Origin of the sequence: Kribbella sp. NPDC051770 (assembly GCF_040681455.1) — a bacterium.
Classification (GTDB): domain Bacteria; phylum Actinomycetota; class Actinomycetes; order Propionibacteriales; family Kribbellaceae; genus Kribbella.
This window is the reverse complement of sequence record NZ_JBFAYT010000007.1, coordinates 290,681-315,643: the sequence shown is the minus strand read 5'-3', so window position 1 is coordinate 315,643 and position 24,963 is coordinate 290,681. Positions and strand designations below refer to the sequence as shown.

Annotated in this window: 26 protein-coding genes; 14 read left to right on the top strand and 12 right to left on the bottom strand. The window is 70.5% G+C overall.

What is annotated here, in order from left to right:
- Positions 1 to 89: 89 nt before the first annotated feature.
- Positions 90 to 947, top strand: coding sequence for an aminoglycoside adenylyltransferase domain-containing protein (locus AB0M01_RS24325; protein ID WP_363673161.1), 858 nt, complete (start codon positions 90 to 92; stop codon positions 945 to 947).
- Here the strand turns inward: AB0M01_RS24325 and AB0M01_RS24320 are convergent.
- From AB0M01_RS24320 to AB0M01_RS24295, 6 genes are all read right to left on the bottom strand, one after another.
- A complete protein-coding gene (locus AB0M01_RS24320) occupies positions 873 to 1,481 on the bottom strand; it encodes a response regulator transcription factor (protein WP_363673159.1) in 609 nt (202 codons plus the stop codon). The genes AB0M01_RS24325 and AB0M01_RS24320 overlap by 75 nt on opposite strands.
- The gene (locus AB0M01_RS24315) at positions 1,478 to 2,611 is read right to left on the bottom strand and encodes a sensor histidine kinase (RefSeq protein WP_363673157.1); all 1,134 of its coding nucleotides are present in this window, start codon (positions 2,609 to 2,611) and stop codon (positions 1,478 to 1,480) included. Before AB0M01_RS24315 ends, AB0M01_RS24320 begins: the two co-directional genes overlap by 4 nt.
- Before the next feature lie 24 nt (positions 2,612 to 2,635).
- Positions 2,636 to 3,370, bottom strand: coding sequence for an ABC transporter permease (locus AB0M01_RS24310; protein ID WP_363673155.1), 735 nt, complete (start codon positions 3,368 to 3,370; stop codon positions 2,636 to 2,638).
- Entirely contained in the window at positions 3,367 to 4,266 is a 900-nt protein-coding gene (locus AB0M01_RS24305; RefSeq protein WP_363673153.1) for an ABC transporter ATP-binding protein, read from the bottom strand. Before AB0M01_RS24305 ends, AB0M01_RS24310 begins: the two co-directional genes overlap by 4 nt.
- Before the next feature lie 69 nt (positions 4,267 to 4,335).
- A complete protein-coding gene (locus AB0M01_RS24300) occupies positions 4,336 to 5,178 on the bottom strand; it encodes an EamA family transporter (RefSeq protein ID WP_363673151.1) in 843 nt (280 codons plus the stop codon).
- Between the two features lie 153 nt (positions 5,179 to 5,331).
- A complete protein-coding gene (locus tag AB0M01_RS24295; protein ID WP_363673149.1) occupies positions 5,332 to 5,982 on the bottom strand; it encodes a TetR/AcrR family transcriptional regulator in 651 nt (216 codons plus the stop codon).
- A 65-nt stretch (positions 5,983 to 6,047) separates the two neighbouring features.
- Between AB0M01_RS24295 and AB0M01_RS24290 the strand changes: the two genes are divergently transcribed.
- From AB0M01_RS24290 to AB0M01_RS24280, 3 genes are read left to right on the top strand one after another with little or no spacing between them, the layout of a single operon-like run.
- Complete coding sequence (locus tag AB0M01_RS24290; RefSeq protein ID WP_363673147.1) at positions 6,048 to 7,502, top strand: NAD(P)/FAD-dependent oxidoreductase; 1,455 nt, start codon at positions 6,048 to 6,050, stop codon at positions 7,500 to 7,502.
- Between the two features lie 25 nt (positions 7,503 to 7,527).
- A complete protein-coding gene (locus tag AB0M01_RS24285; RefSeq protein WP_363673145.1) occupies positions 7,528 to 8,820 on the top strand; it encodes a hypothetical protein in 1,293 nt (430 codons plus the stop codon).
- Positions 8,817 to 8,993, top strand: coding sequence for a hypothetical protein (locus AB0M01_RS24280; RefSeq protein ID WP_363673143.1), 177 nt, complete (start codon positions 8,817 to 8,819; stop codon positions 8,991 to 8,993). The genes AB0M01_RS24285 and AB0M01_RS24280 overlap by 4 nt, the downstream gene beginning before the upstream one ends.
- Here AB0M01_RS24280 and AB0M01_RS24275 read toward each other — a convergent pair.
- Positions 8,990 to 9,199: a DUF2945 domain-containing protein gene (locus AB0M01_RS24275; RefSeq protein ID WP_363673141.1), complete on the bottom strand. Its 210-nt coding sequence runs from the start codon at positions 9,197 to 9,199 to the stop codon at positions 8,990 to 8,992. The two genes, AB0M01_RS24280 and AB0M01_RS24275, sit on opposite strands and share 4 nt — an antisense overlap.
- 42 nt (positions 9,200 to 9,241) lie before the next feature.
- Positions 9,242 to 10,777 (bottom strand): fibronectin type III domain-containing protein, encoded by a 1,536-nt coding sequence (locus tag AB0M01_RS24270; RefSeq protein WP_363673139.1) that lies wholly within the window; start codon positions 10,775 to 10,777, stop codon positions 9,242 to 9,244.
- Between the two features lie 115 nt (positions 10,778 to 10,892).
- On the opposite strand from AB0M01_RS24270, the gene AB0M01_RS24265 reads away from it, so the two are divergent.
- On the top strand, positions 10,893 to 11,885 hold the full coding sequence (locus tag AB0M01_RS24265; protein ID WP_363673137.1) for an aldo/keto reductase: 993 nt from the start codon (positions 10,893 to 10,895) through the stop codon (positions 11,883 to 11,885).
- Between the two features lie 27 nt (positions 11,886 to 11,912).
- Here AB0M01_RS24265 and AB0M01_RS24260 read toward each other — a convergent pair whose 3' ends face one another.
- Positions 11,913 to 12,668 (bottom strand): MerR family transcriptional regulator, encoded by a 756-nt coding sequence (locus AB0M01_RS24260; protein ID WP_363673135.1) that lies wholly within the window; start codon positions 12,666 to 12,668, stop codon positions 11,913 to 11,915.
- 94 nt (positions 12,669 to 12,762) lie between these two features.
- Between AB0M01_RS24260 and AB0M01_RS24255 the strand changes: the two genes are divergently transcribed.
- Genes AB0M01_RS24255 through AB0M01_RS24245 form a run of 3 tightly spaced genes read left to right on the top strand, consistent with a single transcriptional unit; the run spans position 12,763 to position 16,736 of the window.
- Positions 12,763 to 14,580 carry a hypothetical protein gene (locus AB0M01_RS24255; protein ID WP_363673133.1) on the top strand — a complete coding sequence of 606 codons (1,818 nt, stop codon included), beginning with the start codon at positions 12,763 to 12,765 and terminating at the stop codon, positions 14,578 to 14,580.
- On the top strand, positions 14,577 to 15,542 hold the full coding sequence (locus AB0M01_RS24250) for an alpha/beta hydrolase (protein ID WP_363673131.1): 966 nt from the start codon (positions 14,577 to 14,579) through the stop codon (positions 15,540 to 15,542). The genes AB0M01_RS24255 and AB0M01_RS24250 overlap by 4 nt, the downstream gene beginning before the upstream one ends.
- A gap of 45 nt (positions 15,543 to 15,587) precedes the next feature.
- Complete coding sequence (locus tag AB0M01_RS24245; protein ID WP_363673129.1) at positions 15,588 to 16,736, top strand: CoA transferase; 1,149 nt, start codon at positions 15,588 to 15,590, stop codon at positions 16,734 to 16,736.
- Here the strand turns inward: AB0M01_RS24245 and AB0M01_RS24240 are convergent.
- Positions 16,733 to 17,305, bottom strand: coding sequence for a hypothetical protein (locus AB0M01_RS24240; protein WP_363673127.1), 573 nt, complete (start codon positions 17,303 to 17,305; stop codon positions 16,733 to 16,735). The two genes, AB0M01_RS24245 and AB0M01_RS24240, sit on opposite strands and share 4 nt — an antisense overlap.
- Before the next feature lie 176 nt (positions 17,306 to 17,481).
- Here AB0M01_RS24240 and AB0M01_RS24235 point away from each other — a divergent pair, with 176 nt between their 5' ends.
- From AB0M01_RS24235 to AB0M01_RS24225, 3 genes are read left to right on the top strand one after another with little or no spacing between them, the layout of a single operon-like run.
- A complete protein-coding gene (locus AB0M01_RS24235; protein ID WP_363673125.1) occupies positions 17,482 to 19,029 on the top strand; it encodes a sugar ABC transporter ATP-binding protein in 1,548 nt (515 codons plus the stop codon).
- Entirely contained in the window at positions 19,026 to 20,051 is a 1,026-nt protein-coding gene (locus AB0M01_RS24230) for an ABC transporter permease (protein WP_363673123.1), read from the top strand. The genes AB0M01_RS24235 and AB0M01_RS24230 overlap by 4 nt, the downstream gene beginning before the upstream one ends.
- 16 nt (positions 20,052 to 20,067) lie before the next feature.
- Positions 20,068 to 21,075 (top strand): substrate-binding domain-containing protein, encoded by a 1,008-nt coding sequence (locus AB0M01_RS24225; protein ID WP_363673121.1) that lies wholly within the window; start codon positions 20,068 to 20,070, stop codon positions 21,073 to 21,075.
- 29 nt (positions 21,076 to 21,104) lie between these two features.
- Here the strand turns inward: AB0M01_RS24225 and AB0M01_RS24220 are convergent, their stop codons facing one another.
- Positions 21,105 to 22,100, bottom strand: coding sequence for a LacI family DNA-binding transcriptional regulator (locus tag AB0M01_RS24220; protein ID WP_363673119.1), 996 nt, complete (start codon positions 22,098 to 22,100; stop codon positions 21,105 to 21,107).
- 119 nt (positions 22,101 to 22,219) lie between these two features.
- Between AB0M01_RS24220 and AB0M01_RS24215 the strand changes: the two genes are divergently transcribed.
- The 3 genes from AB0M01_RS24215 to AB0M01_RS24205 all read left to right on the top strand — a co-directional run bounded on the left by AB0M01_RS24215 (position 22,220) and on the right by AB0M01_RS24205 (position 24,684).
- Complete coding sequence (locus AB0M01_RS24215) at positions 22,220 to 23,656, top strand: NAD-dependent malic enzyme (protein ID WP_363673117.1); 1,437 nt, start codon at positions 22,220 to 22,222, stop codon at positions 23,654 to 23,656.
- 109 nt (positions 23,657 to 23,765) lie between these two features.
- Positions 23,766 to 24,119 (top strand): VanZ family protein, encoded by a 354-nt coding sequence (locus AB0M01_RS24210; RefSeq protein WP_363673115.1) that lies wholly within the window; start codon positions 23,766 to 23,768, stop codon positions 24,117 to 24,119.
- Between the two features lie 7 nt (positions 24,120 to 24,126).
- The gene (locus AB0M01_RS24205) at positions 24,127 to 24,684 is read left to right on the top strand and encodes a YqgE/AlgH family protein (RefSeq protein WP_363673113.1); all 558 of its coding nucleotides are present in this window, start codon (positions 24,127 to 24,129) and stop codon (positions 24,682 to 24,684) included.
- On the opposite strand, the gene AB0M01_RS24200 is transcribed toward AB0M01_RS24205, so the two are convergent.
- Positions 24,685 to 24,951: a DUF3039 domain-containing protein gene (locus tag AB0M01_RS24200; RefSeq protein ID WP_363673111.1), complete on the bottom strand. Its 267-nt coding sequence runs from the start codon at positions 24,949 to 24,951 to the stop codon at positions 24,685 to 24,687. It lies immediately after the preceding gene.
- Positions 24,952 to 24,963 lie beyond the last annotated feature (12 nt).

The window sequence follows — 24,963 nt, the reverse complement described above, 5'->3', positions numbered from 1 at the left end:
CGACTTCCCTTCCCCTGAGGGTCAGCCTAAGCCGCGCGGCGGTGGGAAAAGCAAGAGCGCGAACTCGCCGACCTGGCTACGGTCGGCTCATGACGTACGACGTACCGCATCCTCGTGACCGTGCGCAGTCGTGGGCGTCCTGCGACGAGGACATCCGGCGGTACGTCGGGGAGGCGCTGGCGGCGACCGGGCTGCAGCCGAGCGGGGTGTACGTGCACGGGTCGCTGGCGATGGGGTGCTTCTACCGGGCCAAGAGCGACGTGGACGTGCTGGTCGTGGTCCCCGAGGCGCTGACGCCGGGGGAGCGGGAGCGGACCGCGCGGGTGCTCGCTGAGCGCTCCAGGACCAGGCCGATGCTCGGCGACCTGGAGGTGTCGGTGCTGACCGAGCGCCAGGCCGCGGCGGGGAGGCACGAGTTCGAGGTGCATTACTCGGCGTACTGGACGGAGAAGGCGCTGAACGGTGAGTACGCCGGGCCGGGGACCGACCCCGATCTGGCGGCGCACGTGACGGTCGTCAGGGCGCGCGGGGTGGCGATCAGTGGGCCGGCCCCGACGGAGGTGTTCGCGGAGGTGCCGCGGGAGGAGTACCTGGCGGCGATCGAGGCGGATCTCGACGATGTGGATCTCACCGAGGAGCCGTACTACGGGGTGCTGAACGCGTGCCGGGTGCTGATGGTGCGCGAGTCCGGCGTGGTGGTGAGCAAGGAGGAGGGCGGCGAGTGGGGAATCGCTCACCTGCCGGAGGAGCATCGGCCCGTCGTCGAGCAGGCGCTGCAGTGCTACCGCAGCGCACGCGTGGTGTCGGCCGACGAGCGTGGGACCGACGGCCACGGCTGGGATGTGGAGGCGTTGGCCGCCTTCCGGAGGTACCTACAGCCAGCCGTTGTCGACGGCGATGCGAGCGGCCTCGGCGCGGGTCCGGGCGCCGGTCTTGCCGATCGCTGACGACAGGTGGTTGCGGACGGTCCCCTCGGAGAGGTGGAGCTCGCGGGCGATGTCCGCGACGGTCCCGCCTGAACGAGCCGCCCGCAGTACGTCGGACTCGCGGGCGGTCAGCGGGCTCGTCCCCGCGACGAGCGTCTCGGCGGCCAGCGACGGGTCGACGACGCGCAGACCCTGATGCACCCGGCGTACGGCGTCGGCGAGCTGCGCGGCGGGGGTGTCCTTGACGACGAAGCCCGCGGCGCCGGCTTCCATCGCGCGGCGCAGGTAGCCGGGCCGGCCGAACGTGGTCACCATCAGAATCCGGACAGCCGGTACGGCGGCCCGCAGCGCGGCCGCCGCCTCGATCCCGTCCAGTCCCGGCATCTCGACGTCGAGCAGCGCGACGTCCGGCTTCGCCGTACGGGCGGCCTCGAGGACCTGGTCGCCGCGGCCGACCTCGGCGACGACCTCGAGGTCGGGTTCGAGGTCGAGCAGCGCCGCGAGGGCGCCGCGGACGAGCGCCTGGTCGTCGGCGATCAGCAGTCGGATGCTCACGGGCCCACTCTGACAGCCAGCCGGAACCCGCCACCCGGCGCCTGGCCGACGGAGAGCGTGGCCCCGACCTGGTCGGCGCGCTCGCGCAGGCCGATCAGCCCGTGACCACCCGGGGAGGTCGTCGGCCCACGACCGTCGTCCAGTACCTCGATCTGCTGCGCACTCAACCGGACACTGCACTTGCGAGCGCCCGAGTGCCGAATGACGTTCGTGACGCCCTCACGCACCACCCACGCGAACAGCTCCCGGTGCGACTCAGGGACGTCGTCGACCGTCGTCGGCAGATCGGCGCGGATCTCCGCGGCCTCCAGCGCCGCGCGAGCCGACACCAGCTCACCGGCCAGGCTCAGCTCGCGATACCCAGCGACAGCAGCCCGTACGTCGGCCAGCGCCGCGCGGGCGAGCTGCTCGACCTCCGCGACCTCCTGAGCGGCCCGCGACGGGTTCGCGGAGATCAGGCGGCCGGCGAGCTCGGCCTTGACCGTGATCACCGTCAGTGAGTGGCCCAGGATGTCGTGCAGATCCCGGGCGAACCGGTTGCGTTCCTCCTGGACGGCCAGCTCGGCGAAGTCCTGGCGGGCGATCGACAGTTCGATCGAGCGCTGGATCGCTCGCCGTAACCCGAACACGGCCAGTGCGGAGAGGAAGATCGCGAGCCCGTAGCTGCTGTCGTCGTGCCAGCCGGGGACGAGTCGCATCGACAGTTCGGCGCCGCCGAGCAGGACCAGGACGATCGGGACGGCGACCAGGAGCTCCAGCGAGACCATCGCGATCGCGGTGATGTAGACCAGCGTCGTCAGCACGGTCTGGCCGGCGGCCGGCACCATCAGCGCGCCGAGCGCGAGCATGCCGATCAGGTAGGCCAGCCGCTGCCACAGCGCCATCCCGCCGGCGTTCAGCCCGACCCGCCGGATCCAGACGAAGAACGCCATGTAGCTGACCGCGAACAGCAGCAGCGCCAGGAACCCGACGATCCGGGTCATCCCGTGGCTGTGCTTGGCGATCTGCTGCAACGGGCTGCCGAGGTAGAACAGCCAGATCCCGGCGGCCAGCCAGCCCCACCGACTCGGCGGGCGCCCGGCCCGGAGGCTGTCGGCCGGCGCGCTCACCGCACTCGGTTCGGTCTTCACACTCGTCACGGTAGTACCCGGTGCTCAGGCGCGGGCGGTGTCCGCGCGGAAGCGACGCAGCCCGATCGCGCCCAGCACCACGGTCCACACCAGCACGATCCAGACCGCGTGCATGTCCAGTCCGCTCTCCGAGAGCGCGCTGCGCGAGCTCAGGCCGGTCCAGTACGCCGGGGTCAGCTGCGCGATCGTCTTCATCACGTGCGGCATCTGCTCGATCGGCAGCCAGAGCCCGCCGAAGGCCGCGATCAGCATCGTGGTCAGGCCGGTGATCGGCTGCACGCTGTCCGGCTTGGCGACGTACCCGATCACCAGGCCGAGGCCCGCGAACGGCAGCGCGCCGAGCCAGGAGACCAGCGCGACCGAGATCCACTGGCCGGCGCTCAGGTCGACGTGGCCGATGATCATCCCGGCCAGGAAGACGACCAGCAGCGGCGGGACCGCCAGCAGCAGCGACAGGATCACCTTCGTGGCGACGTACGCCTGCGGCTTGAGCGGCGTCAGCCGCAGCGTCCGGTTCCAGCCGCCGTCGCGTTCCATCGCGATCACGCCGCCGCTGCTCATCGCGGCGTTCATCGACCCGAACATGGCCATGCTCACCATCACGTAGGCGATCGCCGAGATCCCGCCCTCGGAGTCCGAGGAGTGCAGCGTGGCGCCGAAGATCAGGAACAGCACCAGCGGCATCAGCACCGCGAAGATCAGCACGCGGCGGTTGCGCAGCGTGCGCTTGATGTCGAACTTCAGGTAGTCGAGGTTCATGCGTTGCTCTCCTGTGCCGCGCCGATCGCGAGGACAGCGTCCTCCAGGTCGGCCGAGGTGATCTCGATGTCGTGGGCCGGCGTGTTGGCCAGCAGGTACCGCAGGGTGTCGTCGGAGTCCGCGCACTGCAGCAGCACCACGTCACCGCGCGTCTCGACGTTCCGTACGCCGGGCAGCGTCGCGAGCGTGGCCAGGTCCGCACCCGGCACGGTCGCCCGGATGGTCCGGCCGGACACGCTCGCCTTGATCTGCGCGGCGGTGCCGTCGGCAACGATCTTGCCGGCCCGCATCAGCACCACGCGGTCGGCGTACGCGTCGGCTTCCTCCAGGTAGTGGGTCGCGAACAGCACCGTCCGGCCGCGCGCGGTCTCGGCGTGCATCGCGGCCCAGAAGTCGCGCCGGGACTCGACGTCCATCCCGGTGGTCGGCTCGTCGAGCACGATCAGGTCGGGCTGCGCGACGATCGCCATCGCGAACCGGACCCGCTGCTTCTGCCCGCCGGACAGCGCCTTGAGCTTGCGCCCGGCCAGGTCCGCGATACCGGCCCGCTGCAGCGCGTCGGCGACCGGCAGCGGGTCCTTGTGCAGCCCGGCGACCAGGTCGATCAGCTCGCCGACCTTGGCGTCCTCGATGATGCCGCCGCTCTGCAGCATCACGCCGACCTGCCCGGCCGCGATCGCCTCGACCGGCGTCTTGCCGTAGAGCTGGACGGTGCCCTGGTCCGGGCGGACCAGCCCGAGCAGGATCTCCAGCGTGGTGGACTTGCCGGCGCCGTTCGGGCCGAGCAGGGCCACGACCTCGCCCGACCGGATCGTGAGGTCCACCCCGGCCACAGCCTGTACTTCGCCGTACCTCCTGGTCACTCCGCTGAGGGTGACCGCAGTCGTTGTCGTCATACCCGGAATGCTCCTGGGAATGGCCGTCGCGAGCCTGGATCGGGCGTCACGAGGTGACCGTGACATCCGTCAGAGGTCGGGGGCTTCGGTTTGTGAGGTGCGGGTGATCGCGATCGAGGCGCCGACGACGCAGGCCATCCCGGCGAGCTGCACCGGGGTCAGGAGCTGGTGCAGGATCAGGTAGCCGGCGGTGGCGCCGACGGCTGGTTCGAGGCTCATCAGGATGCCGAAGACGGCCGGGCGCATGGTGCGGAGGGCGAGGGTTTCGAGGGAGTAGGGCAGGACCGAGGAGAGTACGGCGATCGCGAGGCCGATCAGGATCGTGCGCCAGTGGATCAGGTCGGTCGTGGTCGCGAAGCCGACCGGGACGGTGATCGCGGTGGCGACGACCATCGCGAGCGCGAGGCCGTCGAGCTGGGCGAACCGGCGGCCGGTCTCGGCGCTGAGCAGGATGTAGCCGGCCCACAGGACGCCGGCCGCGGCGGCGAAGGCGACGCCGAGCCAGTCGACCTCGGAGAGCTCGTGACCGTTGACCAGTACGACGCCGATCGCGGCGGCCGCGGCGGCGACGAAGTCGCGGCGGCGCCGCGACATGACGGCAGCCAGGCCGAGCGGGCCGATGAATTCGATGGTCACCGCGACGCCGAGCGGGAGGCGTTCGAGGGACAGGTAGAAGCACAGGTTCATCAGGCCGAGGACGGTGCCGAAGGCAAGCACCGCTCCGAGGTCGCGGCGGGAGCGGCGGCGGAGCGTCGGGCGGGCGATCAGCAGCAGGATCGGTACGGCGAGCGCGAGCCGGACGGCGACGGTGCCGGGGGCACCGATCTCGTTGATCAGGGTCGCCGCGAGAGCGCCGCCGAACTGGACGGAGACGACGCCGCCGAGAACCATGGCAGTGGGTGGAACGCGCACAGGTCGATCAGATCACGGGCTCGGAGGCCCGCCGCCCCCGCCTGCTCTTTCCTTGTTGAGTTTACAAGCGAAGGTGCGCAGCGGGGCTGGGTTATCCACAGGCAGCGTCGGTCTGGGCCGACCGGCCCGTGGTCAGGGCCGACCGCCTCGTGGTCAGGGCTGCTGCAGGTTGGCCAGCCCTTGCCAGAGCAGGTCCTGCAGGGTTCTCGCGGTCTTCTCCGGGGAGGGCGGCAACTCCAGGCGGGTCCGCCAGATCGCCAGGCGTTCGGTGGCGCCGGAGATGGTCTGGGCGACGATCTGGATCTCCTCCTCGTCCGTGGTCGACGGCGCGTTCAGGCGGACCATCGTGGCGATCAGCTCGACGAAGTCGGCGCGGACCTCGTCGGCGGCCTGGGCGGCGGGGCCGGCCGAGAGCATGCCTTCGTCGACGATCACCGACCAGGACCGCGGGTGGTCGTCGAGGAACTGGAACCAGGCGACGAAACCGGCGTACATGGCCTGCTCGGCGTCGGGAGCGGCCAGGACGGCTTCGGAGACCGCGTCGAGGAGCTTGGCGCGCAGGCGGGACAGGCAGGCGAGGAAGAGGCCGTCCTTCGAGCCGTAGTACTGGTAGATCAGCGGCTTGCTGACGCCGACCTGGGCGGCGATCTCGTCCATCGAGGTGCCCTGGTAGCCGTGGTCGCCGAAGATCCGCTCGGCGGCGTCGAGGATCTCCCGCTCGCGGGCGGCGCGGTCGCGCTTCCGCCTGACCGGAGCGTCGCCGGACGGCGCGCCCGGTGGGATCGGCGGCGTGGTCGAGGTCACTTGTGGAGTCTAACTGACTCGGAGTAACTTACTGGGAGTAAGTTCTTTCGACGAAGGGCGAGCGCATGCCTCAGCAGCACCGGATCGTCGTGATCGGCACCGGCTTCGCGGGAATCGGGATGGCGGTCCGGCTCAAGCAGGCCGGGTACGACGACTTCGTCGTGCTCGAGCGGGCCCAGGACGTCGGCGGTACCTGGCGGGACAACACCTACCCGGGCTGCCGCTGCGACGTGCCCTCGCACCTGTACTCGTTCTCGTTCGCGCCGAACCCGGAGTGGTCGAGCACGTTCTCGCCGCAGCCCGAGATCGAGGCCTACCTGCACCAGGTCACCGACGGGTTCGCCGTCCGGCCGCACATCCGGTTCGGGCACGCCGTCCAGGACGCGCACTGGATCGACGACCACTGGCTGATCCACACCAACCAAGGCGACTTCACCGCCGAGATCCTGCTGTCCGGGATGGGCCCGCTGGCTGAGCCGGCGTACCCGAAACTCAACGGGATCGAGTCGTTCGAGGGCGAGGTCTTCCACTCGGCGCAGTGGAACCACGACCTCGACCTGAGCGGCCGCAAGGTCGCGGTGATCGGGACCGGCGCGTCGGCGATCCAGTTCGTGCCGGCGATCCAGCCCGAGGTCGAGGAACTGCACCTGTTTCAGCGGACGCCGCCGTGGGTGATGCCGCGGCCGGACCGGAAGATCAGCCGGGCCGAGAAGGCCGTGTACAGGCGGTTCCCGCTGGCACAGAAGGCCGTCCGGACGGCGATCTACTGGGGGCGCGAGACGATGGCGCTCGGGTTCACCAAGCTGCCCGCGATCATGACGCAGGCGCAGAAGGTCGCCGAGAAGCACCTGAAGCAGCAGGTCCGCGACCCGGAGCTGCGGGCCAAGCTGACGCCGGACTTCACCCTCGGCTGCAAGCGGGTGCTGATCTCTGACGACTACTACCCGGCGGTCGCGCGGCCGAACGTCTCCGTGGTCACCGACGCGATCACCGAGGTGACGCCGACCGGGATCGTCACCGGCGACGGCGTGAAGCACGAGGTCGACACGATCATCTACGGCACCGGTTTCCGGGTCGCCGACCTGCCGGTGATGGACATGCTGCACGGCCGCGACGGCGTGACGCTGCGCGAGGCGTGGTCGGACGGGATGGAAGCACACCTCGGTACGGCGGTCGCGGGCTTCCCGAACTTCTTCCTGCTGATCGGCCCGAACACCGGCCTCGGGCACAGCTCGATGGTGTTCATGATCGAGTCGCAGATCGCGTACATCCTGGACGCGCTGAAGACGATGGACGCCGAGGGGCTGCGGCAGGTCGAGGTGCGGCCCGAGGTGCAGCGGGCGTTCGTCGACGGGGTGCGGTCGTCGATGCGGAACACGGTCTGGACCCGCGGCGGGTGCACGAGCTGGTACCTGGACGCGCAGGGGCGGAACACGACGCTGTGGCCGTCGTTCACCTTCCGGTTCCGGCAGCTGACCCGGCGGTTCGATCGGTCGGAGTATCAGACAGTAGCTATGTGACATAGAGCGTGTTACATTCGGGTCCATGATCCCCTTGCACGGAATCGGCGGGCGTGGGGACCTGCCGGTGCCATTGTGGCTGGCGATCTACTCGGCGGCGGCCGCTGTCGCGGTGTCGTTCTTCGCGCTGGCGGCGTTCTGGTCGAGACCCCGCTTCGAGGTCGCAGCCGGTACGCCGCTTCGCGTGCTCACCCAGTTGGTGGACACGCAGCTCGTTCGGTGGGCGCTCAAGGTTTTGGGTGTTCTCGCGTTGGCGTTGCTGCTCGGCGCCGCCTGGTTCGGCAGTACGTCGCCCGCGCTCAACCCGGCGCCGACCTGGCTCTACGTGTGGATCTGGGTCGGCATCATCCCGCTCTCGCTGCTCTTCGGCCCGGTCTGGCGCCTGGCCAACCCGCTGCGCACGCTCGCGGCGGTGATCCCTCGACGGACCCACCGACAGCTCCCGAGCGGCATCGCCTACTGGCCGGCCGCCGCCGGCCTCTTCGGCTTCCTGTGGCTCGAACTGGTCTACCCCGAGGGCTCCGACCCGCTCGTGGTCGCCACCTTCGTCACGGCGTACGCCGTCGTGAACGTTGCCGCTGGCATCGTCTACGGCCCGCGCTGGTTCGCGGTCGGCGACAGCTTCGAGGTGTACGCCGAAGTGCTCGCCCGCCTCAGCCCGCTCGGCCGCGAGAAGCGGCAGCTCGTCCTGCGCGACCCCTTGGCCGGCCTCGCGACCATGCCGCAGCAGCCCGGCCTGGTCGCGCTCCTCTGCTTGTTGCTCGGGTCAACAGCCTTCGACGGCATCTCCCGCTGGAGCGCCTGGACGTCGCTGACCAGCGACTCCAACCACGTGCTCGTCTACACGCTCGGTCTGGTGGCGTGCATCGCCCTGGTGACCGCCCTCTTCCTCGGCGCCGCCCGAGCGACCGGTTCCGCCTCCGTCCGTCCCGGTGCCCTCGGCAACGCCGGCCTCCCCGGCGCCTTCGCGCACTCGCTCGTCCCGATCGCGATCGGGTACGCCGTGGCCCACTACTTCTCCTTCGCGGTGTTTCAGGGGCAGGATGGTGTCCTGCTCGCGACCGACCCGTTCGGTCGCGGCTGGGACCTGCTCGGCGTCGGCACGACCGGGATCGACTACGGCGTTCTCGGCACCGGACTGATCGCCGGGGTCCAGATCGGCGCGATCGTGCTCGGACACGTACTCGGGGTCGTGTCCGCGCACGATCGCGCGACCCTGCTGTTCCGCCGCCGCGAGATGCGCCGCGCGCAGTACCCGATGCTGGCCGCCATGGTCGCGTTCACCGCCGGCGGCATCGCCCTGGTGACCGCCTCATGATCGCCCAGCACATGGGTGGGATCCCCGAGCTGGCGATGTTCCTCGGCCCGATCCTCCTGATCGCCGCCTTCGTCCGGATCGCCCGCCGCAAGGAGGCGAGCGTCGAGGACGACGACTGGGACAGCGACCTCGGCGACTTCGAGGACGAGCCGGTACGCCGTACGAAGGTCTAGGACTGGCGGCGCAGCGCCGACGGATTGTGGACCGCCGTCCGGCCGGACTTGTCGCTGCGGACCAGGTACTGCGGTTCGTCGGGTGAGGCGTCGACCGTGCGCTTGCCCGCGTGGGTGCGCTCGGTCAGCTTCTTCTCGACGGTGCCTTGGGCGGTACCGCCGTGGCTGTCCCACTCCACCTTGTCGCCCTTGCGGAACGTGTTCACCGGGAGCTCCTTCAGTCGGATTCCAGTCCCCGGTACCCCGGGCTACCGGACCCTGACCGTCGCCGAGGTGCCCTTGGTGCGGGTGCGGCCGTCGGTGACCTCCACGTGGTACGCCGGGAGCTGGCCGCTGCGGACGCCCGTGTCGGTGTACGTCGTGACGGTCGGGCGGGACCACGGGTAGGAGTTGCGGGTCCAGGTGCCGAGCTTGGTGGTGCCGCGGTAGAGGGTGTAGGTGAGGGTGATGTTGTCGGTGTCGACGACCGCCGGGAAGGTGACCGTCGTCCGGGCCTTGGCGGGGCTGGTGACCTTGGGGGCGGCCGGGCGGGTGGGGAGCGCGCCGCCGGCGGCGTTGGTGAAGCGGGTCAGGCCCTGCTGGGGCTTGCCGTTGACCGACAGGAAGTCGCCGCCGGCCCAGAGGTCGTTGCCGCCGGAGGTGAAGGCCAGCGGGCCGACCTCGGTGGTGCCGCCGACGTCGGTGTTCGGGAACCAGGGGCCGAACTTGCCGGTCGTCGTGCTCTGGACGAGCAGGTGCCGGATGCCGCTGCCGTCGCCGAAGCTGCGGTCCTGGCTGCAGTCGTGCGCGTGCGAGCCCTTGTAGAGCCAGCCGCCGATCGCCTTGACCGCTTCCGTCGCGCCGAGGCACTTGCTCTGCCAGACCAGCTTGCCGGTCTTGGTGTCGGCGGCCAGGATGCCGTCGTAGCAGCCGAGACCGCTGCCGGCGTTGCCGACGAAGATCCGGTTGCCCTGGGTGTCGATGTCCTTGACCCGGCTGACGCACTCGTCGGTCGGCGGCGGGATCGCCTCCGCGGCCGGGAGCGGGTACGCCTTGGCGTTGATCGGGTCGAGCATCGCCAGCGCGTAGTGGTTGCCGCCGGCCACCTTCGTGAATCCACCGCCGACCAGCACCCGGCGCCCGTCGTCGGTCAGGTCGATCGCGTGCACGTCGTCGTCGGCGTCCGGGTTCCACGGCAGCAGCGCGCCGTTGAGGGAGACCGCGGCGAGCCGGTTGCGCGTCGTACCGGCGACGCGGCCGAAGGAGCCGCCGAGGTAGACGGTGTTGCCGGAGATCGCCAGCGCGGAGACCCGGTAGCTGACCGAGGGGTTCCAGCTGGTCAGCTGCCCGTTCGCGACGTTGAACATCGCGGCCCGGTTGCGCGGTACGCCGTCGACGCTGGTGAAGTCGCCGCCGATCACCACCCAGCGGCCGTCGGCGCTGGTCGCGATCGACCAGACGGCGCCGTTCAGGCGCGGCGCCCAGCCGCTCGGCGCGCCGGTGGTCCGGTTGAACGAGGCGACGTACGGGCGCACGGCCTCGCCCTCGCCGATCGCCTTGCCGCCCGGGCGGATCCGGGTGAACAGGCCCCCGGCGTACACGGTGTTGCCGGCGGTCGCGAGCGCGTTCACACTGTCGTCGGTCTGCCAGGTCGGGCGCGCGACGGAGGACACGGCGGAGCCGAAGCCCGGCGCAGCGGCCTTGGCCTTGGCCTGCTGCGCGGCCTGGACCGGCGGGCCGGACGGGACGAGCGCGGCAGCGACCACGGCGGCAACGGTCACGGTTGCCAGAACCAGCTTCTTCATGAACGTCCTCAACCCCGGCGAGTCACAGTGTGCGACGCTACGCTAACTGTGCGCTCAGGTGTTCCGGAAACCGGGGCCTTGACCTGGAGCGCGCTCCAGCAGGTTGAGTGGCCGGATGGACACCAACTTTCTCGGCCGGACCGGCCTGCAGGTCAGCGAGCTGTGCCTTGGCACGATGACGTTCGGCGGCGGCACCGACGAGCCCACCGCGCACCGGATCCTGGACGCCTTCGTCGACGCGGGTGGGACGTTCGTCGACACCGCGGACACCTACTCCGGCGGGGTCTCGGAGGAGATGATCGGCAGCTGGCTGAAGACGCGCGACCGCGACGAGCTGGTGATCGCGACCAAGGTGTACGGCGAAGCCGCGCCTGGGCTGCCGGTGCGTGGTGCTGGGCGCAAGCACGTGATGGCTGGTGTCGAGGCGAGCCTGCGGCGGCTGGGGACCGACTTCATCGACCTGTACCAGATTCACGTCTGGGACGACGCGACGCCGATCGAGGAAACGCTGACGACGCTCGACCTGCTGGTGAGCAGCGGGAAGGTCCGGTTCATCGGTGCGAGCAACCTGACCGGGTGGCAGTTCCAGAAGGCGATCGATCTGTCGCGGCATCGCGGGCTGGAGCCGTACGTCGCGCTGCAGCCGCTCTACAACCTGCTCGATCGGGATGCCGAGCTGGATCTGATCCCGGTCGCTCTGAACGAGGGCGCCGGGGTGATCGCTTGGAGCCCGCTCGCTGGTGGGTGGTTGTCGGGGAAGTACACGAAGGCTGCTGGTGGGCCGCCGGCCGGATCGCGGTCGAGCGCTGAGGACTGGGCGGCGCACGACAACGAGCGGACGTGGCGGGTGATCGACGCGCTGGTCGCGGTCGCTGAGGAGACCGGCAAGACGCCGGCGCAGGTCGCGCTGCGGTGGGTGATGCAGCGTCCGGGGCTGACCGCGCCGATCATCGGCGCTCGTACGCCGGAGCAGCTGGCGGATAACCTGGGCGCTGTCGGGTGGGCGCTGGAGGAGGAGCAGATGCAGCGGCTGACCGAGGCGGGGGAGAAGCCGCTGCCGTACCCGCACAACATCCTGCAAATGCCGCAGTTCGTCCGCCGGGGGTGAGGGCGGAAGCCGCAGAGCGAGTCGGCCTCAGCCGGTGCTGGGCAGGTCGTTCGGCGGCAGCCCGAGCTCCTCGTACGCCGCGACCTCGATCTCGCGGCCCATCGCCTCGCGGAACGCCGCGACCAGGGCCTGGCCGGCCAGCGGGATGATGTTCTCAAGCGTGCGCTGGATCTCCGGCCAGCCCTCCGCGGGCAGGCCCGCGTCGGCGAACTGCCGCCACACCGTGCCGCGGAACAGCTCGACGTAGATCTTCGCGACCTGGTCGGCCTGCTCGAACAGCTTCGGCAGCATCTCGAAGATCGCGTCCAGCGGGACGCCGAGCTTGATCACCTCGAGGCCGGTCCGGAGCAGGTCCGGGTTCGGGATCCGGAGCCGGTCGTCCTCGACGCGCTCGGCGATGCCCAGCTCGATCAGCTTCTCGATCGTCTTCGCGTCGTGCGGGATCCCGGCGCGCTCGGCCAGCTGCTGCTCGGTGATCACCTCGGGCTCGGCCGGCGACCACGGGCTGACCAGCGTCTCGAACACCCCGAGCGCGAGCGCGCCGTCCGGCAGCTCGCTCATCATCCGCTCGACCGCGGCCAGCGTGTAGCCCTTGTCGAGCAGCTCGCGCACCAGCGTGAGCCGCGCCACGTGGTCGGCGCCGTAGTACCCGGTCCGGCCGACCAGCCGGGGCGGCGGGATCAGCCCGCGTCCGGCGTACGCCCGCACGTTGCGGACCGTCATGCCCACCTTCGCGGCGAGCTGGTCGACCGTGTACTCCTCGGATGCCTGCTGTCCCTCCACGCTTGACAGTCTTCCAGACTCGACGTTACATATCTTATGTAACATCCTTCATGGCGCATGCCCGCTGTCCCGCCGATCCCGCAGGAGTGACGCGATGACCGTCCCACTGGCCGCCTCGACCGGTACCGCGAGCTTCGACCAGATCGCGATCGTCACCGGACTCGTCGGACTGCTGTACGCCGCACTCGCCGTCCTGCTGTGGCGGGAACGGACCGGGCACGCCACGCTGGTAGGGCGTCTCGCGGACACCATCGGGAGACTGGACGGAGTCCCCCGATGGGCCGCGCTCACGCCGTACCTGCACGCCGTATCGCTGCTGTCCTGCGCCTTCGGCGTCTGGTGGGACATCGCGGTGCACATCGACAAGGGCCGCGACACCGGCCCGTTCGGGACCCCGGCGCACTACCCGATCTTCTTCGGCATCCTCGGCGTGATCGTGTCCGGCGTGCTGCCGATCGCGCTCGCCCGCAAGCCGCTGCCGGCCCGGACGCTCAAGCTGACCCAGGGCTGGCACATCCCGTGCAGCGCCGCACTGGTCACCGTCTGCGGGACGTTCGCGCTGGTCGGCTTCCCGCTCGACGACGTCTGGCACCGGCTGTTCGGCGAGGACGTCACGCTCTGGGGGCCGACCCACCTGCTGATGATCGGCGGCGTGGTGCTGTCGATCTTCGCCCGGCTGCTGGCCTCGGCGGAGGTCGAACAACTTGTCGGGAGCAACCGATGGCGGCGGTTCCAGGAGATCGTTGCCGTTGGCGCCTTGCTGATCGCGTGGGACCTGTTCAGCACCGAGTTCAACTACGGCGTACCGCAGTTCCCGCTGGTGCTGCAGCCGATCCTGATCGTCTTCGGGGCCGCGCTGGCCTTCACCGTACTGCGGGCGCGGCGCGGGCCGTTCAGCACGTTCGGGGCGCTCGCGGTCTACCTGATCATCCGCGGCGGGATCGCCTGGGCGGTCGACCAGCCGCTCGGTGAGATCCTCGGGCACTTCCCGCTGCTGATCGCCGAGGCGGTGCTGGTCGAGCTGACAGCGCTTGCTCTGGGCAACAAGAACCGGTTCCGGCTGGGCGCGGTCGCGGGTGCGCTGATCGGGACCGTCGGGCTGCTCGCGGAGTACGGCTGGAGCCAGGTCTGGATGCCGATCCGCTGGCCGTCGTCGATGCTGCCGTCCGCGCTCGGCTTCGGGCTCGTCGCGGGGATCGGCGCCGGGCTCGTCGGCGCGTGGCTGGCGACCCGGTACGCCGAGGTCGCGGGCGAGGCGCGAGTGGCGTCCGACGTACGGCGTACGCATCGGCTCGGCGCCGTCGGGCTCGTTGCGGTGCTCGGCGTGGTGTTCTTCTGTGTGCCACGGTCGGCCGAACCGGGGGTGTCGGCAACGATCTCGCTCGAACAAGTTGCCACCGGAGCCGAGCCCACGGCGTACGTGACGGTGAAGGTGGACCCGGTCGACGCGGCCGAGGGGGCGCGCTGGTTCGAGGCGATGGCCTGGCAGGGCGGCGGGCTGGAGCTGCACCCGCTGCAGAAGGTTGCCGACGGCGTCTACCGGTCGCAGGAACCGTTGCCGATGTACGGGAAGTGGAAGTCGATGGTGCGGCTGCACCAGGGCGCGCGGGACCTGGTCGCGGCCTGGGTCTACGCGCCGGAGGACGCGGCGATCCAGAAGCCGGCCGTTCAGGTGTCGAACGGGCAGACCGTGCAGTTCATCGGCGAGCAGGAGGTGCTGCGCCGGGAGGAGCGGACCGACGTACCGCAGTGGATGTGGAACGGCGGGTACGCGCTGCTCGCGGTCGTCGGGCTGCTGGAGATCCTCGGGATCGCCTGGCTGGTCGGGCGCGGCGCCCGCGGCGGGCGGATGCGCGCGGCGTACCTGAGCGGCGCGGCGGAGCTTGAGGCGGATCGAGTGGAGAAGATATGACCATGCAGGCGGAGCGAGCTGGGGTGATCACGCCGGACGGCGTGCGGTTGCACGTCGAGACGACCGGCTCGGCCGACGCACCGGTGACGGTCGTGCTCGCGCACGGCTGGACGTGCTCGACGCGCAGCTGGCACCACCAGTTCGCGGGGCTGCCCGGCGTACTGGGGGTGGGCGGGGTGCGGGTCGTGGCCTACGACCACCGCGGGCACGGGCGATCGGACGCGGCGCCTGCTGGCACGACGCGGATCGAGCAGCTCGCGGACGACTTGGTGACGGTGCTCGACGAGGTCGCGCCGTCCGGGCCGGTGGTGTACGCCGGGCACTCGATGGGCGGGATGACGCTGATGGCGCTGGCCGACCGGCGCCCGGAGCTGTTCGGCTCACGGATCGCCGGGGCGGCGCTGGTCAGTACGTCGTCCGGCCAGATGACGTCCCGCGCGTTCGGGCTGCCGGCACGGCTCGACGGCGCCGCCGCGGTGCTGGCCCCGCGCGCGATGAACCTGGCCGGCGCCAGGATGGAGAAGCGTGAACTGCGCCGCGAGCCGGTCGTCGTCCAGGCCGAGCAGGAGGCGGCGCGGGTGTGGCGCCAAGTGGCGGCGACCCGGCTCCGCCGCCCGGCCCTGAAGCAACTGGTCTTCGGCAAGAAGGTCGACCCCGCAGAGGTCGAAGTCCTGCTCGCCGACCTGCAAGTGCTCCCCGGCCGCTCCTTCAGCGGCTTCTTCGAGGCGATCACCCAGCACGACCTCGGCCACGCCCTCACCGTCCTGGACAACATCCCCGTCGAGGTCATGCACGGCACCCGCGACCGCCTGCTGCCCCCACGCCACGCGAACCGCATCGCCCACCTGATCCCGTCGTCCCGCCTCTGGATGTACCCGGGCGCCGGGCACATGCTGATGCAGGAGCGTCCGCGTGACGTCACCCACCGCTTGGCATCGCTCGCCCGCAAGGCCGCTGCCTAGAGCGCTGTGAAATGCGCCATGGCGCTGCGCCCCTAGGGTGGTTGGGTGCAGAATCTTCTCTCGGACGTTGTCGTGGTCGATCTCACCCGTGCGCTGGCCGGGCCGCACGCGGCGATGATGCTGGGGGATCTCGGGGCGCGGGTGATCAAGGTGGAGACGCCGGCCGGTGGGGACGACAGCCGGGGGTGGGGGCCGCCGTTCGTGGGCGGCGAGTCGACGTACTTCCTGTCGGCCAACCGGAACAAGGAGTCGGTGACGGCTGATCTGAAGTCGGCCGAGGGGAAGGACTTCCTGACCCGGCTGGTCGGCAAGGCCGATGTGCTGATCGAGAACTTCCGGCCGGGGGTGCTCGACCGGCTCGGGTTCTCCGTCGAGCGGCTGCACGCGCTGAACCCGGCGCTGGTGATCCTGTCGATCACCGGGTTCGGGCACGACGGGCCGGAGGGTGGGCGGGCCGGGTACGACCAGATCGCGCAGGGCGAGGGTGGGCTGATGAGCATCACCGGCGCCAGCGAGCCGACCAAGACCGGGATGCCGATCGCCGACCTGCTGGCCGGGATGTACGGCGCGTACGGCGCGCTCGCGGCGCTGCACGAGCGCGCGATCACCGGGCGCGGCCGGGTGGTGCGGACGTCGCTGCTCGCCTCGGTCGTCGGCGTGCACGCGTTCCACGGGACGAAGTGGACGGTCGCCGGGCAGCTGCCGGAGCGGGTCGGCAATCACCACGCGCAGATCGCGCCGTACGGGATGTACTCCACGCAGGACGACAGCATCCAGGTCGCGGTCGGCAGCGAGGGCCAGTGGCGGACGTTCGCGCCGATCGTCGGGCTCGACCCGGACGACGGGCGCTTCGCGAGCAACGCCGAGCGGGTCGCGCACCGCGACGAGCTGACGGCGGCGATCGAGGCCGCCTTCGCCGCGGAGCCCGCTGACGTGTGGTTGCAGCGGCTCGCGGAGGCGGGGATCCCGGCGGGCAAGGTGCGCGACTTCCAGCAGGTGTACGAGTGGGAGCAGACCCGGTCGCAGGGCCTGCTGGTCGATGTCGAGCACCCCGAGCTGGGCAAGATCCAGCTCCCCGGCCCGCCGCTGCGCTTCGACGACAACCCGTACGCCGGGGCGCGCGAGTCGAACCTGCCGCCGCCGCGACTGGGCGAGCACAACGACGCCGTACGGGCTTGGCTCGACGAGGACTAGTGCACGTACACGGATGCGTTGAGCTGCACCGCGTGCCCGGCCGCCCACAGCAGCTGCCCGCACCCGAGCACGCCAACCGGCTCGCCGTACTCCGACAGCGGTAGCTCCTCGGGAAACCCCGGCAACGGCTCAGCCAGCCGCTGAGCCCCGAAGCGCTCGACGGCAACCTTCAGATCCGAGTCGTCCGCGCCGATCAGCGTGAGGACCCGCGCGCACTCGAACAGCAACCGTGGCGCCGAGCCCAGTGCCACGTGCTCGCCGTCCACCTCGAGGTGTACGACCTCGGCAAAATCCACCGGCAGGTACAACGCCAGCGGCGCAGCCTGGAAAAGCTGCGGAAACCGACCGTCGACCTCCTCCAGCAGGTGGTTGTCCAGCGCGAGCACGTCGACGAGACCCGCTTTGAACCCCGTGGCCAGGTCGTTGTCCGGCCCCCGAGGCTCGTCGTGCGGCGGCAGGCCGAGCGCCGCGAGATGCCCGTTCGCGGCCTCCAGCACCGCGAGCAGGAACCGCCGGAACGGGCCGTCGTCAGACCCCGCCAGCGGCCCGACATCCAGGTCGATGCTCACGCCCCAGATCGTACGGCGGCCTTTCCAGCCCGATCGAACAGGTTCTGCCCGCGACGGCAGGCTCCTACGGTGTTCCGGTATCGATTCCGGTCCGGGAACGAACCAGGGGTTGACGGGCTGGCAAGCACAGGCATAGCGTCCGGGAAATCGATTACTCACCCGATCGCGGAGGTGTCATGGCCGAGTCCGCCCTGGTCCGGATGTCGGGGATCGGCAAGCGGTACGGCGGGGTGCAGGCGTGCCACCAGGTCGAGTTCAGTCTCGGCTCCGGCGAGGTGCACGCACTGCTCGGCGAGAACGGCGCCGGCAAGTCCACGCTGATGAAGATCCTGTCCGGTGACGTCACCGACTACGACGGGCAGATCGAGATCGCCGGTACGCCGGTCAGCTTCCACGGGCCGACCGACGCGCAGGCCGCGGGGATCGCGATGATCCACCAGGAGCTCGACCTGGTGCCCGCGCTCTCGGTCGCCGACAACATCTTCCTCGGCCGCGAGCTGCGGACGCCGTACCGGACCGTCGACCGCCGGAGGATGGACCGCGAGGCCCGCGCGCTGCTGGAACGCAGCGGGGTGGACCTCGACCCGCGCCGCCCGGTCGGCGAGCTGCGGGTCGGTGAGCAGCAGCTCGTCACGATCGCCAAGGCGATCTCGCTCGACGCGCGCGTGCTGATCATGGACGAGCCCACGTCCGCGCTCACCAACTCCGAGGTCGAGCGGCTGTTCGCGGTGATTCGCGAACTGCGCCGCGCCGGCGTCGGGATCGTCTACATCAGCCACCGGATGGAGGAGATCGCCCAAGTCGCCGACCGCGCGACCGTGCTGCGCAACGGGCAGATCGTCACCAGCTTCGACCCGCGCGCGCTGAGCACCGCCGAGGTGGTCGAGGCGATGGTCGGCCGCCCGGTGCAGACCATGTTCAGCACGCCCGACGTCTCGACCGGCGACGAGCTGCTGCGCGTCGAGGAGCTGGTGCTGAAGCCCCGCCGCCCGCGGCCGGGCCGCCGCGACCCCGAGGGCATCTCGCTGACGGTCCGCTCCGGCGAGATCGTCGGCCTCTGCGGCCTGCTCGGCGCCGGCCGCACCGAGCTGCTCGAGACCCTGTACGGCGTGGCGCCCGGCGGCACGCAGACCGGCCGGATCGTCCTTCAGGGCAAGGAGATCCGGCCCCGCAACCCGCGCCACGCGCTGGCCCAGGGGATCGGCCTGGTCCCCGAGGACCGCCGCGCGTCCGGGCTGGTGCTGTTCCACTCGATCCTGGCCAACACGGTCGTGTCCAGCCTGCCGGCGTACGGACGGCTGGGCGTGATCGCGCGCCGGATGGAACGGGTCGCTTCGGTGAAGATGGCCGACCGGCTGCGGCTGAAGTTCGGCCGGCTGCAGGACGACGTCGGGACGCTGTCCGGCGGCAACCAGCAGAAGGTCGTGTTCGGCAAGATGCTGCTCACCGAGCCGAAGCTGCTGCTGCTCGACGAGCCGACCCGCGGCGTCGACATCGGCGCCAAGGCCGAGATCTACCGCCTGCTCGGCGAGCTCGCCGGGCAGGGACTGGGCGTCCTGCTGGCGTCGTCGGAGCTGCCCGAGCTGATCGGGGTCTGCGACCGCGTCGTCGTACTGCGGGACGGGCGCGACGTCGCGTCGTTCAAGACATCTGATTCCGGCGAGAGCGATCTGCTCGCCGCTGCCATGGGAGAGAGCGCCGTGTTCGACGAGGTGACCAAGTGACCGCCGTGCAGGACAAGCCCGCGATGCCGGTCGAGCGGGCGTCCGGCGGCGTGGCCGCGACGCTGTTCCGGTTCCAGAGCGTGTTCGGGCTGCTCGCGGTGTTCGTGGCCGCGATCATCTTCTCGCCCCGGCGCGACGGCTCGATCCTGTTCCTGAGCGCCGACAACCTGGCCAACGTGGTCCGGGCGGTCTCCGAGATCGGCATCATCGCGGTCGGGATGACGTTCGTGATCCTGATCGGCGGCATCGACCTGTCGGTCGGCGCGGTGCTCGGGCTGGCCGCGGTCGGCTCGGCGGTGCTGATGGTCGAGAGCGACTGGGGTTTCCTGCCCTCGATCGTGGTGGTGCTCGCGATCGGCCTGGTCTTCGGCGCGCTGCAGGGGATGGCGACGGCGATGATCGGGATCCAGTCGTTCATCGTGACCTTGGCCGGCCTGCAGATAGCGCGCGGGCTGGCGCGGATCTGGTCCGACGGGCAGGGCGTCGCGATCGCGTACGGCGACGGGCCGAACGAGGCGCCGTCGACCTTCGCTCTGCTGGGTGAACGGACCTTCGGGGGCCTGGTGCCGATCCCGGTGCTGATCTTCGCCGTGGTCGCGGTCGCGGCCGTGGTGTTCCTGCGGATCAGCGCGTTCTCCCGCCACCTGTACGCCGTCGGCGGCAACGAGAAGGCCGCGCGGCTGTCCGGCGTACCGGTGATCCGGGTCAAGATCGCGGTCTTCGCGATCTGCGGGCTGCTCGCCTCCCTGGCCGGGGTCGTGCACGCCGTCCAGCTCAACCAGGGCAGCCCGAACGACGGCATCGGCTACGAGCTGGACGCGATCGCCGCGGTGGTGATCGGCGGCACCAGCCTGGCCGGCGGGCGCGGCTCGGTGGCCGGGACCGTGGCCGGCGCGCTGCTGCTCGGCGTACTGAACAACATCCTTGCCCTCAACAACATCGACTCCAACATCCAGCTGCTGATCAAGGGCCTGGTGATCGTTGCGGCGGCCGCGCTGCAACGGCTCCGGCCCGCCTCGTGAGGAAGGTCCACCCCTGATGAAGATCCACAAGTTGTCCCTGGCCGTCGCGGCCGTCGCTGCCCTGGTCCTGGCCGGGTGCGGGACCACCAGCGAGCGGACGTCGGACGAACCGCAGGCGCAGAGCTCCAAGGAGTGCAAGGGGGCCGACGGCAAGTACGTGATCGGGATGAGCCAGGCCAACGTGGCCGAGCCGTACCGGCAGCGGATGGACGACGACATCAAGGCGGCAGCCGCCGAGGTGCCGCAGTTCGAGGTGAAGTTCGCCGACGCCGCGCAGGACAACGCCAAGCAGGTCGCCGACGTCGAAAACTACATCACCCAGCAGATCGACCTGCTGATCATCAGCCCGAACGAGGCCAAGCCGCTGACCGCGGTGGTCAAGAAGGCCTTCGACAAGGGCATCCCGGTGCTGGTCCTGGACCGCAAGGTCGAGGGCGACGCCTACACCGGCTTCATCGGCGGCGACAACGTCCAGATCGGCACCGAGGCCGGCAAGTACGTCGCCGAGAAGGTGCTGCCGAACGGCGGCTCGGTGGTCGAGCTCAAGGGCCTGGCCGGCGCGACGCCGCAGGCCGAGCGCAACGAGGGCTTCGCCGCCGGGATCAAGGCCAACCCGAAGATCAAGATCATCGCCACCGCTTCCGGCGACTGGCTGCGCGAGAAGGGCCAGGCGCAGATGGACGCGCTGCTCAAGGCGAACCCGAAGATCGACGTGGTCTACGCGCACAACGACCCGATGGCCGAGGGCGCGTACCTGGCGGCCAAGGCGGTCGGTCGCGAGAAGGAGATGAAGTTCATCGGCATCGACGCGCTGCCGATCCCGTCCGGCGGCATCAAGGCCGTCGAGCAGGGCCGGCTGACCGCGACCTTCACCTACCCGACGAACGGCAAGGAAGCGGTTGCCGCGGCGAAGAAGATCCTGGTCGACTGCGGCACGATCGAGAAGTCGCAGACGCTGCCGACGCGGCTGATCGACAAGGCCAACGCGGCGTCGATCTACGCGGAGGAGAACCCGAACGGCTGAGCTGGTCTCTTGCTCCCACCGTGGCTTTGTCAGCCGCGGTGGGAGCTGCCGCGTTCGATCAGGCGGGCGCCGAGCGTCGTGGTGGTCGGCGGCCGGCTGCCGTCGGTGATCCTTGCCAGCAGCAACCGGGCCGCGACCGTCCCGATCTCGTACGCCGGCTGCGCGACCACCGACAGCGGGGGATCGACCAGCGCGGCCCACGGCGCGTCGTCGAAGGCGACCATCCCGACGTCGAGGCCGGGCCGGACGCCCTTCTCCTGCAGGGCCTGCAGCACCCCGACCGCCATCGCCGAGTTGGCGACCAGCAACGCGTCCGGCGGCTCCTCCTGGCTGAGCACGTCCTGCGCCGCCTTGTGGGCGCCGGCGGCTTTGTACTCGGTACGGCGTACGAGCTTGGTCGAGCTGCGCCGCTTGGCTGCCTTGAGCGCATCGCGGTAGCCCGCGAGCCGGTCGTCCGCCGTACGGACCCCGGCCGGGCCGGTGATGCAGCCGATCCGTTGATAGCCCTGGGCTATCAAGTGCTCGGTCGCCTGCCGCGCGGCCAGCCGGGTGTCGACCAGCACGACATCGCTGTCCTGCTGCGGCAACGGCCGGTCGACCGCGACGAACGCCGTCCCGCGGGCGGCCAGTTTCTCGACCGAGGACGTCGTACCGGTTGGCGACAAGATGACACCGGCGACCCTTTCCTGGATCGCGATGTCGATGTAGCGGTTCTCCTTGCTCGCGTCCTCGTCGGAGTTGCACAGCACCACCGAGTAGCCGACCTCGTGCGCGACGTCCTCGACGCCGCGGGCGATCGCGGTGAAGAACGGGTTCTCCACGTCGGAGATGATCAGGGCAACCACCGCGGCCTCCTGCCTGCGCAGGTTTCTGGCCGGTCCGTTGGGCTGGTAGCCGAGCTGGTCGGCGGCCTTGCGGACCCGCGTGACCAGGTCGGGATCGACCGTCGCCTTGCCGTTCAGGGCCCGCGACACGGTCGCCGTGGAGACGCCCGCGAGCGCCGCGACGTCGCTGATCGTGGCCATTCGTCCTCCCTCCGCTGGCCCGAGCCTAGCCGTCGAGTAAAGGATTACCCAGCGACGGCTCATGGACGCAACGTACGGAACCTCCGGGGCGTCACCACGGCCATGAGAAGATCGCGGGCGTGACTGCCTTGCCGAGCGTTTCCTACTCCATCACCGTCCGGCTCGAGGTGCCCGCGGGCGGCTCGACGGTGAGCAAACTGACGACCGCGGTCGAGCAGGCCGGCGGCCTGGTGACCGCGCTCGACGTGACCGCCTCCGGCCACGAACGGCTCCGGATCGACGTGACGTGTGCCGCCGCCGACACCGCGCACGCGGGCCGCCTGGTCGAGGCGATGCGCGCCGTACCGGGTGTCGAGATCGGCCGCGTCTCCGACCGGACCTTCCTGATGCACCTCGGCGGGAAGATCTCGATGGAGGCCAAGCACCCGATCCGCAACCGTGACGACCTCTCGATGATCTACACCCCCGGTGTGGCGCGGGTCTGCCTCGCGATCGCGGAGAACCCCGAGGACGCGCGCCGGCTGACCATCAAGCGCAACAGCGTCGCCGTGGTCACCGACGGGTCCGCCGTCCTCGGCCTGGGCAACATCGGCCCGAAGGCCGCGCTGCCCGTGATGGAGGGCAAGGCCGCACTGTTCAAGCGGTTCGCCGGGATCGACGCCTGGCCGCTGTGCCTGGACACCCAGGACCCCGACGAGATCGTCAGCATCGTCAAGGCGATCGCGCCGGGCTTCGCCGGGATCAACCTGGAGGACATCTCCGCGCCGCGCTGCTTCGAGATCGAGGCCAAGCTGCGCGAGGAGCTCGACATCCCGGTCTTCCACGACGACCAGCACGGCACGGCGATCGTCGTCGTGGCCGCGCTGTACAACGCGCTGCGCGTGGTCGGCAAGGACATCAGCGAGGTCAAGATCGTGCTGTCCGGCGCGGGTGCGGCCGGTACGGCGATCCTGAAGCTGCTGATCGCGGCCGGCGTCAAGGACACCTGCGTCGCCGACATCGGCGGCGTCATCCACACCGGGCGCGACGGGCTGTCGCCGGAGCTGCGCTGGATCGCGGAGAACACCAACGCCGCCCAGTTCAGCGGCGACCTGAAGGGCGCCGTGGCCGGGGCCGACGTGTTCATCGGGGTGTCCGCGCCGAACATCCTGAACGGCGACGACATCGCCACCATGAACGACGGCGCGATCGTGTTCGCGCTGGCCAACCCCGACCCCGAGGTCGACCCGGCCGCCGCCGGCGAGCACGCCGCGGTGGTCGCGACCGGCCGGTCCGACTTCCCGAACCAGATCAACAACGTGCTGGTCTTCCCGGGCGTCTTCCGCGGTCTGCTCGACGCGCAGTCGTCCTCGGTGTCGATCGAGATGGAACTGGCCGCCGCGAAGGCGCTGGCCGGCGTCGTCACCGACGACGAGCTGAACGCCAGCTACATCATCCCGAGCGTGTTCCACCCCGAGGTGCACACGATGGTGGCGCACGCCGTACGGGATGCTGCCGGCGGCAAGGCCCCGGCCGCGGAGGTCTTCCCGGACGACGCGCCGTCGCTGTCGCTGTAGTGCGGCGCTCGGCGTCGCGGGTTCGCCCGTCGCCGGTTCGCCGGTCGGCGGGGCCGCCGCTCCTCTTCCTCCCGTCCCCGGCGCGCCGGATGGCGGGATCGGGGGCGGTGTGAGCAGGCGCGGATGGGCGTGGCGGGCCGGCTTCGTGCTGGCCTGCCTGGTCCAGCTGTACGGGCTCTACGCGCCCCGGCAGGCCGGGCCGGCCGGGATCCCGTACCTCGACAAGGTCGCGCACTTCGCGATCTTCGCCGTCGTCGCGTACCTCGGCCTGCGGGTCGGCGTACCGGCTCGGTGGTTGCTGGCGGCGCTGGTCGTCCAGGCGATCGGGAGCGAGTTCATCCAGCACTACCTGCTGCCGTTGCGCAGCGGCGATCCGTTCGACTCAATCGCCGACCTGCTCGGTACGGCGACCGGCGCCTGGCTCGGGTTTCGCGCAGTACAAAAGCGCCGCGGCACGACATGATGGGGTCATGACGGCCTCGACCCTGACCGGATCGTTGCTCGTGGCGACCCCGTTGCTCGACGAGCCGCCCTTTCGGCGTTCGGTGATCCTGCTGCTGGACCACGACGACGACGGCGCGCTCGGCGTGGTGGTCAACCGGGCCGCCGACCTCGAGGTCGACCAGGTGCTGCCGGACTGGTCCACCGCCGTGAACGAGCCGGGGGTGCTGTTCATGGGCGGCCCGGTCGGCACCGACAGCGCGCTCGCGGTCGCCGAGGTGATCGAGTCCGCCGACCCGCCCGGCTGGCGCGAGTGCTTCGGCCGGATCGGGCTGATCGACCTCGACGTCCCGCCCGCGCTGCTCGAGGGCGCGATCCAGCGGATGCGGATCTTCGCCGGCTACGCGGGCTGGTCCGGCGGGCAGCTCGAGGGCGAGATCACCGAGGGGGCCTGGTACGTCGTACCGTCGGAGCCCGACGACGTCTTCAGCCTGCAGCCCGAGGGCCTGTGGCGGCGCGTGCTGCGTCGCCAGAAGGACCAGATGGCCTACCTGGCGACGTACCCGGACGACCCGACCCAGAACTGACTACTCGTCGTCGTTGTCGTCGTCCCCGGGGTTGAGCGACTCCCAGATCTCCTTGCACTCCGGGCAGACCGGGAACTTCTGCGGGTCCCGGCTCGGCACCCAGACCTTGCCGCAGAGCGCGACCACCGGCGTACCCATCACCATCGCCTCGGTGAGCTTGTCCTTCGGCACGTAGTGCGAGAACCGCTCGTGGTCACCGTTGTCCAGCGACGGCTGCGTGCGCTCGTCGACAACCGTCTCCGCGCCGGGGCTCAACTGAGTACTCATGGATCCGAGTGT